The organism is Bacillus sp. LSHTCR4 (genome assembly GCF_057197025.1).
Window position 1 is genome coordinate 505,699 of record NZ_JBXUNO010000002.1, and the last position, 17,558, is coordinate 523,256.

A 17,558-nucleotide genomic window follows, 5' to 3' on the forward strand; every position below is an offset into this window, starting at 1 on the left:
AGTAACTAATGTTATTATATTATCTGTAACTAACTTAATTACAACTTTAGGAGGAAGATATGGTTATTCAATTTTTAAGAGAAAACAAAGCAGTTTCTTTTGTATTAGCAGTAATTCGAGTATATCTTGGTTACACATGGTTAATGGCTGGAATCGGTAAACTACAAGGAAAAGGATTCGATGCAACTGGTTATTTACAAGGTGCAATTGAAAAATCTAAAGGTGCACAACCGGCTGTTCAATCTTGGTGGGCATCATTTTTACAAGATTTTGCAATTCCAAACGTTGATCTATTTAATACACTTGTAACATGGGGAGAAATTTTAGTCGGGATTGGTTTAATTGTAGGCTGTTTAACAAAAACAGCGGTCTTTTTTGGCCTTGTAATGAACTTTTCCTATATGTTTAGTGGGTCAATTGGTGTGAACCCTGAAATGGTTATCTTATCTATGTTTGTTCTTGTGTCCGGTATGAACGCTGGGAAATTTGGAATGGATGGCTTCGTTATCCCGAAAGTATTAGGATCAAAAACTCAAAAACGCCAAAAGCAAGCTGCTTAATATATGAAAACGGGTATCTCAAAATGAGATACCCGTTTATTTTTCAGTTATTATAGGGTTTTTGCCAAAGAAATCTTTCACATACCCTACAAACTCCTGTGGTTCCTGACGAAATGGGGCGTGATAGCCTTTCTCGATAATATGGAAAGTACTATTTTTTAAGAATTGATGATACGTTTCTCCTTCTTTCCACGAAACGCTACTATCATTTCTTCCCCATATAATTAAGGTCGGTTGTTTTATTTCATTTGCGTTGATTTGAAGACGTCTAGGCCATAATTTCATTTTATTGTAATGTTCTTCATCATTACGTTTAAATTTCACTTTGCTCTCATCATAATCTGCAATGGCAGAAACGGTATTTAAATCAGTCGACAACTGTGGTCTTGGTGACCCTTGTTTATTAACGAGTGTATGAGGGCCGCCTGTAGCATCAGTTAAAATAAGGTGGGTAACGGATTCAGGATATAAATATGTTAAATTAAGAGAAATTTCTCCGCCCATTGAGTGGCCCAATATTGCAAACGAATCGTAACCTAGTTTTTTCATTAATTTATAATACAAATTTGCATGAGTTGGGAAAGAATAATAAAAATCCATCGGCTTAGATGAGCGCCCGAATCCTAAAGCATCTACAGAAATAATTGTATGATCTTTTGCTAAGTCTGAGTAAATCTTTTGAAAACCATCTGACGATCCTCCAAATCCATGGATCATAAGTAAAGGTGGTTTTTCATTACCAATCTTTTTGAAGTAAATGGTTTGACCATCTATTTCTACCATTTTTTCCTCGGTAGCTAGTTTTGCTGTAAGTGTATTTTTAACTAGTTTTACTTGTTCTACTGGCTTTTCTGCTGCACTACATCCTACTAATAGTGTAAGAGTAAGACAACCTACCATAAAATAGCTAAATCGCTTCAATTAGGTGTCCCCTTTCTAACATAACGCTGTATCTATCATAGCAAATAGCATATTACGATTTCCAGGAAGTTCGCTACCATTTTTTATCATAAGAGGTGAAAGGAGCGTTTCTTGGAAATTTTCTATTTGAAGAAATTTGCGAAATGAAAATTGTGAATGTGGGACATCAATTCTTACTGTACCATTCCAACATTCACATATGTTTTGTAGTAATTGAATAGCATCTTCTTCTCGTTTGGCGATAAGTGGATTGATACATAATATACTATCTTTTTGTATGCATAAGGAAAAAGCTTCTATACAGTTATGTCTCTCAATTTTAAAAGAGTGGCTCGTTCTTGGTAATAGTAATGAATAAAGTAAAGAACGATCGGCACCAGTTGTAATTTGATCGAGGGAAATAAGCGATATAAGGTCTTTTTCTTTTATTTGTTTTGTATGAGTGATATGTGTCTTAGTAGTTTGTTTTTCAAAACGATGAATCGTCGTTATTGTTTGAAATCCGCATGATGTATAAAGAGGCTCGCCAGCTTTTGTTGCAATAAGTGCAATTGGTTGTTTTGTATGAGTAGTGTGTTCTAAGCAGTGATTAAGCAAAATACGCCCGATGCCTCGGCCTTGAAAATGAGGATGGACGATTAACATACCGATAGTAGAAAACCTATCTTTAAAAGGAAATACGCCTCCAGCTGCAATCAGTTTATTTTCATGCATATAACCGACAAGTGTACCGAGAGAAAGGTACATTTCGAATTGTTTTTTCATAAATGCTTTATTTTGTAACCATCCAATAGATTTGCAAAGGTCGAGTAAATCAAAAATAAAAGTTTCATCTAGCTTTATTATTTTCATACATGTTCACCACATTTCTATTAATTTTCATAAAAGTAGATTGAAAATGTTAAATAAGAGATTTACGTTAAATGAAATCCAACTTGTTTATATTTTGATTGTAAAGGAGAAGATGGTTGATATGAAAAGACAAAGTTATACAAATTATAACTGATATTTACATAAGTTAACAAAAAATTTACATATAACTAATTTTCTCTTAACAGTCTTCTATTAAATTTGATAGTGGGAAATGAATAACCTAATTAGGGGGACAAGACAGTGAAAAAGTTTGTGAAAAAAGCATGGCCATTTGCAGTTGTAGCGTCGTTAGCAGTTACTTCGGTGGCAACATGGAATTTTACACGTTCTAGTGAAGTGAGTGCAGATGAGAGCGGAAGCAATGCAAAGATTAAAAATGTCATTGTATTAATTGGGGATGGTATGGGCCCTTCATATATGACGGCTCACCGTTATATGAAAGATAATCCAAAAACTTTTGAGATGGAATCTACAGAGTTTGATAAACATCTTGTAGGAACACAAAAAACATATCCGGAAGATGAACATGAAAATATCACAGACTCTGCATCTGCAGCAACAGCTATGTCAGCAGGAATTAAAACATATAATGCGGCAATTGCAGTTGATAACGATAAAGCAGAAGTGAAAACTGTTCTTGAACAAGCGAAAGAAAAAGGGAAATCGACAGGATTAGTTGCTACTTCTGAAATTACACATGCAACACCAGCTGCTTTCGGTGCGCATGACATTAGTCGTAAAAATATGGACGCAATTGCAAATGATTATTTTGATGAGAAAATTAAAGGGAAGCATAAAGTAGATGTTATGCTTGGCGGCGGCGTAAAAAACTTTGTTAGAAAAGATCGCAATCTTACAGAAGAGTTTAAGAAATCTGGTTATAGCTACGTAACAGATCGAGATCAATTGTTAAATGATAAAAATGATCAAATCCTTGGTTTATTTGCACCAGGCGGTTTAGATAAAATGATTGACCGCAATGAGAAGACACCTTCATTAGAAGAAATGACAAATGCAGCAATTGAGCGTTTGAACAAAAATAAAAATGGTTTCTTCTTAATGGTTGAAGGAAGTCAAATTGACTGGGCTGGACACGATAATGATATCGTTGGCGCAATGAGTGAAATGGAAGACTTTGAAAAAGCATTTAAAGCAGCGATTGAGTTTGCGAAAAAAGATAAAAATACGTTAGTTGTTGCAACGGCAGACCACGCTACTGGTGGATTATCTTTAGGTGCAAATGGTGAGTATAACTTTAAAGTAGATCCAATTAAAGCTGCAAAACGCACACCAGACTTCATGGCAAATGAGATTGCAAAAGGTGCAAATGTAGAAGAAACATTGAAAAAATATATTGATTTACAATTAACACCTGAAGAAATTAAAGCGGTAAATGATATTGCTCCTTCAAAAGATGTAACAAAGATTGATAATGCGATTGAAGATATTTTCAATAAGCGTTCGGTTACAGGATGGACAACAGGTGGACATACAGGAGAAGATGTAAACGTATATGCATTTGGCCCTGGTAAATACTTGTTCTCTGGTGTTCAAGAGAATACAAATATCGCTAAACGTGTCTTTGATATTGTTGGCGGTGGCGATCCGAATAAAGGAAGACGCTAATTATAAATGAAAGTGAGGCGAAATGCCTCACTTTTCTTTTTAGGAGATGGAAAGATGAGAGCTATTTTCAGAGGGATAGGAGCCCTTCTAATAGGTGTATTATTGCTAGTTGGATGTCAATCCAAAGAGAATCAGATAGAACAAAAACCTACTACTACAAAAGCTGAGGAAAAGGTACAAATAACGAAAGAAGAAGAGAAATCGATTCAAGATGTTATGGAGAAATTTGTACGGACGACAAATGAAAAAAATCTTGTTGAACATATGGAGTTATTTTCAACGAAGATGCCCAGTGCTGAAGACTTAAAAACGCAAAAAGAAACAGCTTTTCGAAAGGTAAATAAGAAAATTGAATTGGAACATATAGACATAAAAGCTAGTAAAGCAGGGTATGTTGTTGTTGAAACAAAAGAAAAGGAAACAGATGGAGAGGTCATTCTTCAGAAGAAAGTACAGTATGCACTTGGAAAAGAAGAGGATGGATGGAAAATTGAAGAGGTTCGCACGATAGAGAAGAAATAAAGTGAAACTTTCCGTAAATAGCACAAAAAAGGTTCTCATTGGCGAGAACCTTTTTTTATAGTGGTAACATAATCTGATTTGAGCATGCTTCGATATCATCAATATCTTGGCGAATGGTTGCCATTTTATTATCAAGATCTTCAGCTTTCATTGCTGCATCATGTAGTTCATCTTTTAAATACTCAGGTATTTTCCCTTCATATTTATAATAAAGTTTATGTTCTAAACTTGCCCAAAAGTCCATAGCCAGCGTACGTAACTGAATTTCTGCAAAGACTTCTTTTGTACCAGAATTCAGTGATAAAGGATATTTAATAATCATGTGTAAACTTTTATAGCCGTTTCCCTTTGGATTAGCGATATAATCTTTTACCTCTATGATTTCCATATCTTCACGCTTTTGAATGACTTCTTTCAAATGATAGATATCTTCTACGAAGCAACATGTAATACGAATGCCGATGATGTCTTGTAAATGCGTTTGGGCATTTTCAACTGTCGGTAATAAATTTTTACGTTCAAGCTTTTTAATAATACTTTCAGGTTGTTTTAATCTTGTTTTTATATGTTCAAACGGGTTGTAATCCTCTAAAAATTGGGCTTCCCGGTTCATAATTTCAAATTTAGTTTTTAACTCTTCTAAAGCAAATGTATATGGTAGTACAAAAGCTTTCCAGTAGTTAACTGTTGATTGATTATATTCCATTTATATACACACCTTTTCCTATTTACAAGTGAGGTTGTTATTATACTAAATACCAAAGCATATAAGCGCAAGCAGCAAATGATGAGATCATAAAGCGATATTTAGTTTTCATACTTTCAACTCCTTTCGAATAAAAATTCTATATGAATAAACGTGATTGTTAATAAATTCACTATGTACAATTCCTATAGTAATAGATTCGTGTGAATTTCGTATGAACTAATTGTTTCAGCTTTTTGTCTTTTTTTTGTAAATCATCATTATTATCCATAATTTAAAGTGTTTTCATTTGATTTATTCGATTGTATAAATTAATGTATATTTGAATTTATGGTTATTAGGGGGCTATACGGTGAATTTTGAAGAATTAGCAATTGCCAGACGTTCTGCAATGAAATTTGTACAAGGAATAGAAATCCCAGATGAGGATTTTAAAAAAATATTTGAGCTAACAAAGCTTTCTCCATCTTGTTACAATTTGCAACATACACATTATGTTGTAATTCGTGATCAAGAGCGCAAAGAAAGATTAAAAGAGTTAGCTTTTAGGCAATATAAAGTATCGAGTGCATCTGCGGTAATACTTGTTTGTGGTGACAAGAGAGCATACCAAAATGTCGAAAATATTTATTTCGGTATGAAGGTTTTAAAGATGATTGATGAATGTGAGTATGAAGATACAATTAGGCAAACGAAAGGGTTATATGAAGGAAAAGGAGAACGCTTCATGGAAGAGGAAGCGATTAGAAATGCTTCGTTAAGTGCGATGACTTTTATGTACGCAGCTAAATATTATGGATATGATACGTGTCCAATGATTGGTTTTGATGAAAAAGCAGTACAAAGTGAATTGAATATGCCAGAGCATGTAGTACCTGTTTTAATGATTACGATAGGAAAAAGTGATACTACTAAAACTCGCCCACGAGGATATCGAAAACCGATTAGTGAGTTTGTTACATATGAGACATTTTAATAAAAAGTATAAAGTACTAGACATAAAAGGGTTCTATTTAGAACCTTTTTATTTTGCAATTGACAAATAGAATGAAGTTATATAATATTTAAATCGTAATCATTACGTTTTAGTTTGCGATCTTTAAAAGAAAGGAGAATTACATATGCGTGTAAATATTACATTAGCTTGTACAGAGTGCGGTGATCGTAATTATATTTCTAAAAAAAATAAACGAAACAATCCAGAGCGCATCGAACTAAAAAAATATTGTCCACGATTAAAGCGAGTAACGTTACATCGTGAAACGAAGTAGAAGACTAGAGATATCTCTAGTCTTTTTTTGTTATAATTACCTTAAATTGTAATGAAGGGAGCGGTATGATGAATCAAAAAGATAAAGAAAGAAAAGAGCAAGTGGCTCATATTATTGACATTCCAGATGATTATAGGCTTGTTGTAGATGATCAAGAAGGTGTGGATGACCCATATCATCTATTATGGTGGGAGCATAAAGCGGATGAGGAGAAAACAATACAGATTACGTTGAGTAGACATACTGGTAATTTAATTGACTTTAGGATAGAGGATGAAAAAGCTTTTTCGAGCGGTGAGGAAACGATAGAGGACAATAAAGCAAGAGAGATTGCAAATACATTCTTAAAAAAATATACAAAAGAAGGCTCTGAATTTTATACATATGTAATTGTTAAGGGGGACAGGCGCGGTTGGAAAGAAGTAAATTATATGCAAGAAGTGAATGGCTATCCATTGCCGAATACGGGGTGTGTTGTGCTAGTGCATCCTTTAGGTGAGGTGATGCATTTTCATTATAATGGACAAAAAGCTATAGAGAAAAAACCGTTATGGCCAAGTGACATTGTTGAGGAGAACGTCGTTTTAGAAAGTTTGAAAGCTAGACAAGATATGAGACTTGTATTTGTAGATTTAACTCATTCTTCATGTGAGGATGAAAATGGAGGAGAAGTAAAAGGATATCATCTTGTATATGAACCAGAACCTAGCCATGCGTTTATTGATGCAAGTACAGGTAAAGACTTGTTTGGACCAGATCATTATAAATTGCCTGCAACTGTAGCTGTTGAAATAACGAAAAAAGATTGCCGGCGAGATGTTATATTCGATTTGCTTGACTGGGATAAAGAAAGTTTTACAAAAGTAGCTGAGAAGGAAGATACTGATGAAATAAGGATGAAATTTGTTCCGAAAGAGGAATTACAGAAACAAAAAGAAGAAAAAAATCCATATTTAATGAATGAATTTTTTAAGAAGCATTTACCGATGTTAAAATATAATAATTTTGTTTGCATTATGATTGATAAATCTACCAATGAATTAACTGGTTTTATAAAACTGACAGACGATAAAGAAGTAAAGCAAATATTGCCTAGAGAGGAATGTTTACAAAAAGCACTTCAATTTTTGGAACAAGTTATTCCAGATGTCACACAATATTTACGTCTTTGGGAAGAACGTGAAGAAACAGAAGATGGGATTGAAAGGTTTACTTTTTCCGTATATGTGAATGGTATTCTAGCAGAGTATAACCAATTTAGGGTCAATATCAATGCAGAAAATGGAGCTGTGATGCATTACTCGGGAGAGTCTAGCAGCATTATAAAAGAATTACTTACATATGAAACAACACCAAAAGTAACAAAGGAAAAAGCGTTAGAAATATACAGAGGGGCCATGCGAGTTAATTTAGAATGGTTTTTAGAAAATGACGTAGAGGAGACGAACTACGAACTACTGTATAAACAAACGACAGACAAAAATTATAAAGAATCCTTCGACCGTAGTCGAGAAATTCGTTATATTGATGCACATACTGGGGAGAAAATTTGGAGTACATATTAGTAAAAGCCAATCGATACGTGTCGAGTGGCTTTTACTATGTTTTTAGAATCATTTTATTAATTGCTGTTAAGTGGTTGAAGAATACCATCTTGAGCTTTTGACCAATCATATAGGTTTCCATCAGATCTCACTGCAAAATTTAGCGCACGAGAGTTCTCAGCAGATTCGCGTCCGTATAATACGTCGTATAGCTTAATACCATTTATTGTGCCAATTAGTTTGTCTTCGCTGGAGCTGTAACGAATTTCATTTGAGCGAGCTCCCATTCTTTTTTCTAGAACTTTTATAGCATCTTCACTTGTGAATGTAATAGTATCAGTTTGTTTATTTGGTTGGTTAGCTGGTTGTTGCTCTTTTTGTGTGTTTTTAGATTCTGCTTCAGGTTTTGTATTATTTTCAGACTTTGTGTTGTTCTTAGTTTTTGTATTGTTTTTAGTTGTTGTGTTGTTTTCAGCTTTTACGTTGTTTTCAGCTTTTACGTTGTTCTCAGCTTTTGCACTGTCTTCCGTTTTTGTACTGTCTTTTGATACGGCAGTATCTTGTTTAGTAGCTTCAGTTTTTGTGAGAGACGTTTGTTGTCCGCAAGCTGAAAGTAAGAAAAATGATGATGTGAGTATTACAAGGTTTCTGATTTGTGATGTAGCATGTCGCATGAAAACACCTATTTCAAAATTTTGGAACCTTACACATTGTAATTAATTAGAAAAATATGCAAGGCATGAAAGGCTTATTTCGTTCGACAAAAAGCTAAGGATTCCATATTTATATCGTACAGACACAAACAACCTCATGCCCACATACACTTAGTAAAGACCACTATTTTGGCGGAGGTGAAAGGTTTGAGTCTATTCGCCGCAATTGGATATATGGTTCGAGAAGTGTTTGTTTTTGTTTCTTATGTGAAGAACAATGCGTTTCCGCAGCCGTTATCATCAGACGATGAGAGAAAGTACTTAGAGTTAATGGAGCAAGGTGATGCTCAAGCGAGGAATCTGTTAATTGAACATAATTTACGGCTTGTAGCTCATATCGTTAAAAAATTTGAAAATACAGGGGAAGATGCAGAGGATTTAATTTCAATTGGTACAATTGGGCTCATTAAAGCGATCGAGAGTTATTCGGCAGGAAAAGGAACGAAACTTGCAACGTATGCAGCACGCTGTATTGAAAATGAAATTTTGATGCATTTACGTGTACTAAAGAAAACGAAAAAGGACGTTTCACTTCATGATCCGATCGGGCAAGATAAAGAGGGGAATGAGATATCGCTTATTGATATATTAAAATCAGAGTCTGAAGATGTAATTGATATGATCCAGCTTAGTATGGAGTTAGAAAAGATTAAAGAGTATATCGATATTTTAGACGAACGAGAGAAAGAAGTAATCGTGAAGCGTTTTGGACTGGGGCTTGATAAGGAGAAAACGCAACGAGAGATTGCAAAGGCACTTGGTATTTCTAGAAGCTACGTATCAAGAATTGAAAAGCGTGCTTTAATGAAAATGTTCCATGAATTTGTAAGAGCAGAGAAAGAGAAAAAAGCAAAAGAATAATGTACATTGCAAGCAGCCGTATTTTAAAATGGGCTGCTTTCCTTTTGGTAAATAAGGAAAGAAAAAGAGTTGTGTTCAGAAGAAATCCATGTTCACTGTTGAAAATGACGGATTCTATCTGTAATATTAGAAGGTGCTAAACAATTTAAGAATAATACCATACTTAGTTTTCTGCATGTATACTGAAACAGTTCTATATGTTATATGGGAATAAGAACCAATTTTACATATGATATAGAAGGTAAAGAAGGGGAAGCTAAAGTTATAGACTGATTAGGAGGTTCCGCAATTTGCGACGTACATTATATCGACTTATGATCGAACTTACAAATGGTCGTTTTACTTCTTATATATTACGTAAATTTGCACAATCTCGTTTAAGCTCTATCATTATTCCATCGTATGCGAAAGTGTTTCAAATTAATCAAGATGAGATGGAAAAGGGTTTGAAGGAATATAGAACATTGCATGCATTATTTACGCGTAAGCTAAAAGAAGGAAAGCGTAGTATTGATACAGATGCATCAAGTATCGTTAGTCCTGTTGATGGTGTTTTTGCTGATCACGGTCCTATTGAGGACACAAAAACATTTGATATTAAAGGAAAACGTTATTCGATTGTGGATATGCTAGGTAATGAAGAACGTGCACAGCGATATGCAGGTGGTACATACATGGTTATTTATTTAAGCCCAAGTCATTATCATCGTATTCATAGTCCGCTTTCTGGTTCTGTGACTGAAAGATTTGTACTCGGTAGAAAATCATATCCGGTAAATGCAGCTGGTATGGAATACGGGAAAGAACCATTGTCAAAAAATTATCGTTCTGTTACAGAAGTGAATAGTGACGGTGAACATATGGCGCTTGTAAAAGTAGGAGCTATGTTTGTAAATAGTATTGAGCTGCTGCATGAAAGAGACACTGTTCAAAAAGGTGAAGAAATGGCATACTTTACATTCGGTTCAACAGTTGTGTTATTGTTTGAAAAAGATATGATAGAAGTAGTACAAGAATTGAAGAGTGGACAAGAGCTTCGCCTTGGTGAAAAGATTGCTACTCGATTGGCTCATAAGTAAAAAAGATTTCATAACTGTAAGCAAGATTTATGGACAAAGATGCGTAATGATGAAATTCCCTAGATGGGAGTACTTGTTTATTCGAGAGCCATCGCAGGATGGCTCTTTTTACAAGTTAGTTAATTAAAATTTCACTTTATATGTAATCAAGACGATTTGACTAGCTTGTCCTCTAATGAGCGTCTAATAATTTCTTGTTTTATAAGTAAAATGAAGTCGGGATTTAATTTTAGTTCTTTTGCTTTATAATAAGACTCAGTGAGTAACTCAGTAGATAACTGTTCCATATGTTTTGTTTTCAAGGTGAGTCACCTCCTAATAATATAAGGATTGATTCGTTGTTGCATTTAATGTACCAAAAAAATATGACAGTCACAAACGAGTGGTTATCCACAAACCTAGGTGGATAAAATGTGTATAGATTGTTAGTAAATTCCAAATTGACTGAAAAATTAATGTGGAAAATGTGTACAATTTTATCCACAGGCCATATATCGAAATATGTTGTCGAAAAATTTTTATGAAAACTCCTCAAAGAGGTGAAAGAAATTGAAACTATTTTTACCAAATGAATATGTGAAAAATGTATATCATGTTCAACCAGAAGATTTGAAAAAACGTGGAATTAAAGGTGTTATTACTGATTTAGATAACACTTTAATTGAATGGGATCGTCCAAATGCAACGCCACAACTTGAAGAATGGTTTTTGAAAATGAAAGAGCAAGGCATTCAAGTAACGGTCGTTTCAAATAATAATGAGCAACGAGTGAAAGACTTTGCTGATCCATTAGGCATTCCATTTATTCATAGTGCGCGTAAGCCATTTGTTCGTGCGTTTAAGCGTGCAATACAAGAGATGCAGTTGCAGCCGGATGAAGTTGTAGTAATTGGGGATCAATTACTAACGGATGTGCTAGGTGGAAACCGAGTTGGACTTCATACAATTTTAGTTGTACCGGTAGCACAAACGGACGGATTAGTAACGCGCTTTAATCGAAAAATTGAACGAAGAATTATGAGAAATATGAAGAAAAAAGGTTTAATTAACTGGGAGGAATAAAGTTTGACTGAAACAATTAAATGTATTGGTTGCGGTGTAGAAATTCAAACAGAAGATAAAAATGAAGTGGGATATGCTCCTGCCTCATCTTTAGAAAAAGAACAAGTAATTTGTCAACGCTGTTTTCGATTGAAACATTATAACGAAATTCAAGATGTATCATTAACAGATGATGATTTCCTACGTATTCTAAACGGTATTGGAAAATCGGATGCGTTAGTAGTTAAGATTGTAGATATTTTTGACTTTAATGGTAGCTGGTTACCTGGCTTACATCGTTTCGTGGGAAATAATAAAGTATTACTTGTTGGGAATAAAGCTGATTTAATTCCTAAGTCAGTAAAACATGATAAAGTAAAGCATTGGATGCGCTATAGTGCAAAGCAGCTAGGATTAAAGCCAGAAGATGTCTTTTTAATTAGTGCAGCGAAGGGACAAGGGATTGCTGAGCTGGCAGATGCGATTGAGTATTACCGCGGCGGAAAAGATGTTTACGTTGTTGGATGTACAAATGTAGGGAAATCAACATTTATTAATCGTATGATTAAAGAATTTAGTGATGAGACTGAAAATGTAATTACAACATCTCATTTCCCAGGAACAACGCTTGATTTAATTGATATTCCGTTAGACGAAGAATCTTCTTTATATGATACGCCAGGTATTATTAACCACCATCAAATGGCTCATTATGTTGGAAAACAAAGCTTAAAGCTTATTACACCAACAAAAGAAATTAAGCCAATGGTATTCCAATTAAATGAAGAACAAACATTGTTCTTTAGCGGACTGGCACGTTTTGATTACGTAAGTGGCGGTCGTCGCGCATTTACTTGTCACTTCTCAAATCGTTTAACAATCCATCGTACAAAGCTTGAGAAAGCAGATGAATTGTATAAAAATCATGCTGGGGATTTACTAAGCCCGCCAACACCAGAAGAATTAGAAAATATGCCAGAGCTAGTGAAATACGAGTTTAATATTCGTGAACCAAAAACGGACGTTGTATTCTCTGGATTAGGATGGGTTACTGTGAACGAACCGGGAGCGAAAATTGTTGCACACGTACCAAAAGGAGTAAGTGTTTCATTGCGTAAATCTTTAATTTAATATGGAGAGGGATTTATGAAACAATTATATGGTGTAATCGGAAATCCAATTGGACATTCACTATCACCCGTTATGCATAACGATGCATTTGAACACTTGAATATGGATGCCCATTATCATGCCTTTCTTGTTAAAGAGGAAGTGCTAGGGGAAGCAGTAAGAGGTTTAAAAGCGTTAGGTATTTCAGGATTTAATGTAACAACTCCACACAAAGTTGCGATTATGAATTATTTGGATGAGATTGACCCGCTAGCAAAACAAATTGGTGCAGTAAATACGGTGGTTCATAAGGATGGGAAATTGATTGGCTACAATACAGATGGAATTGGGTTTGTCCGAGCACTGCAATCCATTAGTAGTGAACCACTTCAAGAGAAACGTATTTTATTACTTGGCGCAGGCGGTGCTAGTAGAGCTATTTATTTTTCACTTGCTGATGTAGGTGTGAAAGAGATTGATGTAGCGAATCGTACAGTAGATAAGGCGAAAGAACTTATTGCTGCATGTACGGCTACTGTTCATTCTGTTGCTTTATCGCTAGAAAAAGCAACAGAAGAACAAGAGAATTATGATATTATCATTCAGACGACAACAATAGGTATGTATCCACGCGTCCAATATACACCGTTACAAATTTCTTCGTTGAAAAAGGGAACGATTGTATCAGATATAATTTATAACCCATTTGAAACGAAAATTTTATGTGAGGCGAAAGAGCAAGGTGCAATGATTCAAAATGGTATTGATATGTTTGTTTATCAAGGAGCGCTTGCATTTGAAATGTGGACAGGGCGCACGCCAAATATCGAACGAATGAAACAATTAGTTATAAGAAAGCTTGGAGGCTAACATATATGTTAACAGGAAAACAAAAAAGATTTTTACGTGCACAAGCACATCATTTAACACCAATTTTTCAAGTAGGAAAAGGCGGAGTAAATGAAAATATGATTAAACAAATCGCAGATACTTTAGAAGCTCGTGAGCTATTTAAAGTAAGTGTACTACAAAACTGTGAATTCGATCGCCGTGAAGTTGCAGAAGAACTTGCAAAAGGTGCACGCGCTGAAATCGTTCAAGTAATTGGAAGCACAATCGTTTTATACAAAGAGTCAAGAGAAAATAAACAAATTAAGCTTCCTCGATAAAAAGATTAGTATGCGCTATTTTTATCGTTGATGCGTAATGATGTAGAGAGCGAAACCAATTGAACTTTTATTAATAGCAACTCTCTTCATTCCTAACAGAAGAGAGTTGCTGTACGTAAAAGGAAGGGGCGTTTCTTTTGAGGAAAATTGGCATCATTGGCGGTACATTTGATCCGCCACATTATGGACATTTGCTAATTGCAAATGAAGTATTTCACGCTTTGAATTTAGAAGAAGTATGGTTCTTACCGAACCAAATTCCGCCGCATAAACAAGGGCGGAATATTACAAGTGTAGAAAGTCGTTTGCAAATGTTAGAGCTTGCGACTGAGGCAGAGGAACATTTTTCCATTTGTTTAGAAGAGCTTAGCAGGAATGGCCCATCTTATACGTATGACACTATGCTACAATTGACGAAGAAGCATCCGGATGTGCAGTTTCACTTTATTATTGGTGGAGATATGGTTGAGTATTTACCGAAGTGGTATAACATTGAAGCATTACTTGATCTTGTAACGTTTGTTGGGGTTGCAAGACCTGGGTATACATTGCATACACATTATCCTATCACCACTGTGGAAATTCCGGAGTTTGCAGTTTCTTCATCTTTATTACGTGAGAGATATAAAGAGAAGAAAACATGTAAATATTTACTTCCTGAAAAAGTAAAGGCATATATCGAGAGGAATGGGTTGTATGAATCGTGAGAAAGCACTTCATATTGTCAAACAACAAATGCATGAAAAACGTTATATACACACAATCGGTGTAATGGAAACAGCGATTGAACTTGCTAAGTTATACGGTGTGGATGAAAAAAAGGCTGAAGTTGCAGCTATATTCCATGATTATGCGAAGTGTAGAGCGATTTCAGAGATGGAAGAGATCATTAAAAGTGAAGATTTGCCGAAAGATTTACTTTGTTATAACAAAGAGTTATGGCATGCACCTGTTGGGGCATACTTAGTAGAAAAAGAAGTAGGCATTACGGATCCTGAAATCCTGCAAGCTATTACATATCATACAAGTGGTCATGAGAAAATGACGATGTTAGATAAAGTAATTTATGTAGCTGATTACATTGAGCCTGGGCGAAAGTTTCCGGGGGTGGAGGAAGCTCGTAAACTCGCATATACGGATATAGATCAAGCTTTATTATTTGCTTTAAAGAGAACAATTCAATTTTTAATGGAAAAAGATCAAACGATTTATCCATTAACATTCCAAACATACAACGCAGTTATCAAGGAGGAAATGAGTAAATGAAAGATAAAGATTTATTAGTATTAGCAGCAAAAGCAGCTGATGATAAGAGAGCAGAAGATATGGTTGTCCTAAATATGCAAGGTATTTCACCAATTGCAGATTATTTCATTATTTGTCACGGTAACTCAGATAAGCAAGTGCAAGCAATTGCACGTGAAATTAAAGCGAAAGCACACGAGTTCCAAATCGATGTACAACGTATGGAAGGTTTTGACGAAGCTCGCTGGGTATTGGTTGACCTTGGAGATGTAGTTGCTCATGTATTCCATAAAGATGAGCGTAATCACTATAATTTAGAGCGTCTATGGGGCGATGTGCCACGTGAAGATATTACAGAAGAGTTAGGCCAATGAACTACGAGCAATTTGCATTGCTGTACGATGAACTAATGAATGATGTCCCTTATGATAAATGGGTGGAATTCACAGAGGAAAGCTTACAGCAAGCGGATATGAAAGAGGCGAAGATTCTTGATGTAGCATGCGGTACTGGTAATGTAACGCTTCCGCTTGTACAAAAAGGTTACGATGTAATCGGTGTCGATCTTTCAGAAGAAATGTTAGCAGTCGCACAGCAAAAACTAGGCGGGGCAGGATATTTTATTCCTTTTTACCAACAAGACATGCGAGAGCTTGATGTTCCAGGTGAGTTTGACTGTGTAACGATTTTTTGTGATTCATTAAACTATGTATTGCAAGAAGATGGAGTGCAAGAAACATTTCGAAGAGTGTTTCATCATTTACGTCAAGATGGTTTGTTTTTATTTGATGTACATTCTTTATATAAAATACATCATGTATTTCAAAATGAAACATACACAGTGAATGGAGAAGAAATATCTCTTATTTGGAATTGTTTCCCTGGTGAAGAATCAAATAGTGTAGAACATGATTTAACATTCTTTGTTCAAGACCCAGAAGAAGATGTGTACCATCGTTTTGACGAATGTCACGTACAACGTGCATATCCGATTGAAGAGTTAACGAAATGGCTTGAAGAAGCTGGTTTTACAGTGCTTCGTGTAACTGGTGACTTTGAGCGACTTGAAGTTACAGAACAAACAGAGCGTATTTTCTTCATGGCGAAGAAAAACGGATAAAGTGAAACTTTAATCAGCGGGGGGTCTTCACCCTCCGCTGATTATTAGTTGAACCAATCGGGCTTTTACGGGCAGCCCGACCCCCACTAAACTTCTTTGCTTTCGCTGAGTTTTGAGGTGGGGATCTTACTGGCCGGTAAATAGCGGGGTAAAACAAAAGCAACCAAGAAGGTTGCTTTTGTTTTGTAAAGAAGTTGTAATTTTAGTTCTAGGATAATAAGAAGATTATATACGTAAAGTGTAAAAATGCTAGTTTAAGTGAAAATATAATGTAAAAAAGTAAGTATTTATAAAAAGGATTTGGAATGACGATGACGTATTTATTATGTGTGTTTATTGAATTGCTGATCAACGCATTTTAAATCTTCATCAAATTTCTCGTGTGTCCGCTCGATTAATTTATGAAACATATCCCCAACATGTTCTTCTAAAACCCGAATGCCTTCTCCTGTAACGCCGCCTTTAACGCATACTTTTTCTTGTAAAGTAGGCAATGTGAAAATCCCTTTTTCGAGTAGTTTCCCCATTCCGACGACCATTTCACTTACTAAAGTAGTGGCTTCCTCATGTGTAATATTTGTTTTATCTACAGCAGCGTTAATGAAACATTGTAATAAATAACTAAAGAATGCAGGGCCGCAGCTTGCTATATCAGATGAAACGCGCGTTATATCTTCTTCTATTACAAGGGGAGTAGAAATGTTTTTGAATAAGCGAAATAGTTTTTGTTGCCATTCTTCAGAGCAGTTGCTTCCAAATGTAAATAGTGATGCGCCGGACAGGGCGCGGTTTGTAATGCTCGGAATAATACGGGCAACATGGCAAGGTACAAGTGTTTCTAATTGTGATGGAGATATTGGACTTGTGATAGAAACTAAGCACTTTTCATGAGAAAAATGTTCAGCGTATTTTTGCAAGATCGGGTATATATCTATTGGCTTTACACAAATAAAAATAAGATGTGATCGTTCGATTACCTCATCAATAGTTTTGGCTATATGAACAGAAGGGTGTTTTTCCTTTATATGATATGCTTTGGCGGGCGTTCGATTAATGATCGTAAGGCACGAAGGTTTGACAGCACGGGTTTCTAAAAATGCATCGATTAGTATATTCCCCATGTTTCCTGTCCCTATAATTCCTATGTTCAATGTTTCATCCCTCCTTCGTAACAGCTTTCTCCTAAACAATATGAAT

Annotated in this window: 22 protein-coding genes; 16 read left to right on the forward strand and 6 right to left on the reverse strand. The window is 35.2% G+C overall.

What is annotated here, in order from left to right:
- The first annotated feature begins 59 nt into the window (after window positions 1-59).
- Window positions 60-560 carry a DoxX family protein gene (locus AC2CGR_RS16285; protein ID WP_000236601.1) on the forward strand — a complete coding sequence of 167 codons (501 nt, stop codon included), beginning with the start codon at window positions 60-62 and terminating at the stop codon, window positions 558-560.
- A 36-nt stretch (window positions 561-596) separates the two neighbouring features.
- Here AC2CGR_RS16285 and AC2CGR_RS16290 read toward each other — a convergent pair whose 3' ends face one another.
- Both AC2CGR_RS16290 and AC2CGR_RS16295 read right to left on the reverse strand, forming a co-directional pair.
- Window positions 597-1,481, reverse strand: coding sequence for an alpha/beta fold hydrolase (locus AC2CGR_RS16290; protein ID WP_087965917.1), 885 nt, complete (start codon window positions 1,479-1,481; stop codon window positions 597-599).
- A gap of 15 nt (window positions 1,482-1,496) precedes the next feature.
- Window positions 1,497-2,333, reverse strand: coding sequence for a GNAT family N-acetyltransferase (locus tag AC2CGR_RS16295; protein WP_131100757.1), 837 nt, complete (start codon window positions 2,331-2,333; stop codon window positions 1,497-1,499).
- A gap of 261 nt (window positions 2,334-2,594) precedes the next feature.
- Between AC2CGR_RS16295 and AC2CGR_RS16300 the strand changes: the two genes are divergently transcribed.
- Both AC2CGR_RS16300 and AC2CGR_RS16305 read left to right on the forward strand, forming a co-directional pair.
- A complete protein-coding gene (locus tag AC2CGR_RS16300) occupies window positions 2,595-3,980 on the forward strand; it encodes an alkaline phosphatase (RefSeq protein ID WP_000714933.1) in 1,386 nt (461 codons plus the stop codon).
- Window positions 3,981-4,034: 54 nt separating this feature from the next.
- Window positions 4,035-4,502: a hypothetical protein gene (locus AC2CGR_RS16305; RefSeq protein WP_087965921.1), complete on the forward strand. Its 468-nt coding sequence runs from the start codon at window positions 4,035-4,037 to the stop codon at window positions 4,500-4,502.
- A 55-nt stretch (window positions 4,503-4,557) separates the two neighbouring features.
- Here AC2CGR_RS16305 and AC2CGR_RS16310 read toward each other — a convergent pair whose 3' ends face one another.
- On the reverse strand, window positions 4,558-5,208 hold the full coding sequence (locus AC2CGR_RS16310) for a GTP pyrophosphokinase (RefSeq protein ID WP_000456215.1): 651 nt from the start codon (window positions 5,206-5,208) through the stop codon (window positions 4,558-4,560).
- A gap of 352 nt (window positions 5,209-5,560) precedes the next feature.
- On the opposite strand from AC2CGR_RS16310, the gene AC2CGR_RS16315 reads away from it, so the two are divergent.
- The 3 genes from AC2CGR_RS16315 (at window position 5,561) to AC2CGR_RS16325 (ending at window position 8,044) form a co-directional block, all read left to right on the forward strand.
- Window positions 5,561-6,184, forward strand: coding sequence for a nitroreductase family protein (locus AC2CGR_RS16315; RefSeq protein ID WP_001008510.1), 624 nt, complete (start codon window positions 5,561-5,563; stop codon window positions 6,182-6,184).
- A gap of 145 nt (window positions 6,185-6,329) precedes the next feature.
- The gene (gene rpmG, locus AC2CGR_RS16320) at window positions 6,330-6,479 is read left to right on the forward strand and encodes a 50S ribosomal protein L33 (RefSeq protein WP_001265617.1); all 150 of its coding nucleotides are present in this window, start codon (window positions 6,330-6,332) and stop codon (window positions 6,477-6,479) included.
- Between the two features lie 68 nt (window positions 6,480-6,547).
- Complete coding sequence (locus tag AC2CGR_RS16325) at window positions 6,548-8,044, forward strand: YcdB/YcdC domain-containing protein (RefSeq protein WP_087965923.1); 1,497 nt, start codon at window positions 6,548-6,550, stop codon at window positions 8,042-8,044.
- Between the two features lie 56 nt (window positions 8,045-8,100).
- Here AC2CGR_RS16325 and AC2CGR_RS16330 read toward each other — a convergent pair whose 3' ends face one another.
- On the reverse strand, window positions 8,101-8,697 hold the full coding sequence (locus AC2CGR_RS16330) for a hypothetical protein (protein ID WP_484481003.1): 597 nt from the start codon (window positions 8,695-8,697) through the stop codon (window positions 8,101-8,103).
- A gap of 186 nt (window positions 8,698-8,883) precedes the next feature.
- Here AC2CGR_RS16330 and sigK point away from each other — a divergent pair, with 186 nt between their 5' ends.
- Window positions 8,884-9,597 (forward strand): RNA polymerase sporulation sigma factor SigK, encoded by a 714-nt coding sequence (gene sigK / locus AC2CGR_RS16335; RefSeq protein WP_000051382.1) that lies wholly within the window; start codon window positions 8,884-8,886, stop codon window positions 9,595-9,597.
- A gap of 290 nt (window positions 9,598-9,887) precedes the next feature.
- A complete protein-coding gene (locus tag AC2CGR_RS16340; RefSeq protein WP_087965927.1) occupies window positions 9,888-10,676 on the forward strand; it encodes a phosphatidylserine decarboxylase in 789 nt (262 codons plus the stop codon).
- Between the two features lie 146 nt (window positions 10,677-10,822).
- Here the strand turns inward: AC2CGR_RS16340 and sda are convergent, their stop codons facing one another.
- Entirely contained in the window at window positions 10,823-10,978 is a 156-nt protein-coding gene (sda, locus tag AC2CGR_RS16345; protein ID WP_000850094.1) for a sporulation histidine kinase inhibitor Sda, read from the reverse strand.
- Window positions 10,979-11,225: 247 nt separating this feature from the next.
- Between sda and AC2CGR_RS16350 the strand changes: the two genes are divergently transcribed.
- The 8 genes from AC2CGR_RS16350 (at window position 11,226) to AC2CGR_RS16385 (ending at window position 16,361) form a co-directional block, all read left to right on the forward strand.
- The gene (locus tag AC2CGR_RS16350) at window positions 11,226-11,738 is read left to right on the forward strand and encodes a YqeG family HAD IIIA-type phosphatase (protein WP_000765309.1); all 513 of its coding nucleotides are present in this window, start codon (window positions 11,226-11,228) and stop codon (window positions 11,736-11,738) included.
- Between the two features lie 3 nt (window positions 11,739-11,741).
- Window positions 11,742-12,848: a ribosome biogenesis GTPase YqeH gene (gene yqeH, locus AC2CGR_RS16355; protein WP_000140795.1), complete on the forward strand. Its 1,107-nt coding sequence runs from the start codon at window positions 11,742-11,744 to the stop codon at window positions 12,846-12,848.
- Window positions 12,849-12,863: 15 nt separating this feature from the next.
- Window positions 12,864-13,697, forward strand: coding sequence for a shikimate dehydrogenase (gene aroE, locus AC2CGR_RS16360; protein ID WP_087965929.1), 834 nt, complete (start codon window positions 12,864-12,866; stop codon window positions 13,695-13,697).
- Between the two features lie 5 nt (window positions 13,698-13,702).
- A complete protein-coding gene (yhbY, locus tag AC2CGR_RS16365) occupies window positions 13,703-13,996 on the forward strand; it encodes a ribosome assembly RNA-binding protein YhbY (protein ID WP_000955224.1) in 294 nt (97 codons plus the stop codon).
- A 137-nt stretch (window positions 13,997-14,133) separates the two neighbouring features.
- Window positions 14,134-14,703: a nicotinate-nucleotide adenylyltransferase gene (gene nadD / locus AC2CGR_RS16370; RefSeq protein WP_087965932.1), complete on the forward strand. Its 570-nt coding sequence runs from the start codon at window positions 14,134-14,136 to the stop codon at window positions 14,701-14,703.
- Window positions 14,693-15,262, forward strand: coding sequence for a bis(5'-nucleosyl)-tetraphosphatase (symmetrical) YqeK (gene yqeK / locus AC2CGR_RS16375; RefSeq protein ID WP_001078362.1), 570 nt, complete (start codon window positions 14,693-14,695; stop codon window positions 15,260-15,262). Before nadD ends, yqeK begins: the two co-directional genes overlap by 11 nt.
- The gene (rsfS, locus tag AC2CGR_RS16380) at window positions 15,259-15,615 is read left to right on the forward strand and encodes a ribosome silencing factor (protein WP_000653200.1); all 357 of its coding nucleotides are present in this window, start codon (window positions 15,259-15,261) and stop codon (window positions 15,613-15,615) included. Before yqeK ends, rsfS begins: the two co-directional genes overlap by 4 nt.
- Window positions 15,612-16,361 carry a class I SAM-dependent DNA methyltransferase gene (locus tag AC2CGR_RS16385; protein WP_001105569.1) on the forward strand — a complete coding sequence of 250 codons (750 nt, stop codon included), beginning with the start codon at window positions 15,612-15,614 and terminating at the stop codon, window positions 16,359-16,361. Before rsfS ends, AC2CGR_RS16385 begins: the two co-directional genes overlap by 4 nt.
- Window positions 16,362-16,684: 323 nt before the next feature.
- Here the strand turns inward: AC2CGR_RS16385 and comER are convergent, their stop codons facing one another.
- Window positions 16,685-17,512, reverse strand: coding sequence for a late competence protein ComER (gene comER, locus AC2CGR_RS16390; RefSeq protein WP_087965933.1), 828 nt, complete (start codon window positions 17,510-17,512; stop codon window positions 16,685-16,687).
- Window positions 17,513-17,558: the final 46 nt, after the last annotated feature.

Excerpts from the sequence above, each read along its gene's own strand:
- AC2CGR_RS16285 (WP_000236601.1), top strand. The coding sequence starts at position 60 with ATGGTTATTCAATTTTTAAGAGAAAACAAAGCAGTTTCTTTTGTATTA.
- AC2CGR_RS16295 (WP_131100757.1), bottom strand. The coding sequence starts at position 2,333 with ATGAAAATAATAAAGCTAGATGAAACTTTTATTTTTGATTTACTCGAC.
- AC2CGR_RS16305 (WP_087965921.1), top strand. The coding sequence starts at position 4,035 with ATGAGAGCTATTTTCAGAGGGATAGGAGCCCTTCTAATAGGTGTATTA.
- AC2CGR_RS16310 (WP_000456215.1), bottom strand. The coding sequence starts at position 5,208 with ATGGAATATAATCAATCAACAGTTAACTACTGGAAAGCTTTTGTACTA.
- rpmG (WP_001265617.1), top strand. The coding sequence starts at position 6,330 with ATGCGTGTAAATATTACATTAGCTTGTACAGAGTGCGGTGATCGTAAT.
- AC2CGR_RS16325 (WP_087965923.1), top strand. The coding sequence starts at position 6,548 with ATGAATCAAAAAGATAAAGAAAGAAAAGAGCAAGTGGCTCATATTATT.
- AC2CGR_RS16330 (WP_484481003.1), bottom strand. The coding sequence starts at position 8,697 with ATGCGACATGCTACATCACAAATCAGAAACCTTGTAATACTCACATCA.
- aroE (WP_087965929.1), top strand. The coding sequence starts at position 12,864 with ATGAAACAATTATATGGTGTAATCGGAAATCCAATTGGACATTCACTA.
- yhbY (WP_000955224.1), top strand. The coding sequence starts at position 13,703 with ATGTTAACAGGAAAACAAAAAAGATTTTTACGTGCACAAGCACATCAT.
- yqeK (WP_001078362.1), top strand. The coding sequence starts at position 14,693 with ATGAATCGTGAGAAAGCACTTCATATTGTCAAACAACAAATGCATGAA.
- rsfS (WP_000653200.1), top strand. The coding sequence starts at position 15,259 with ATGAAAGATAAAGATTTATTAGTATTAGCAGCAAAAGCAGCTGATGAT.
- AC2CGR_RS16385 (WP_001105569.1), top strand. The coding sequence starts at position 15,612 with ATGAACTACGAGCAATTTGCATTGCTGTACGATGAACTAATGAATGAT.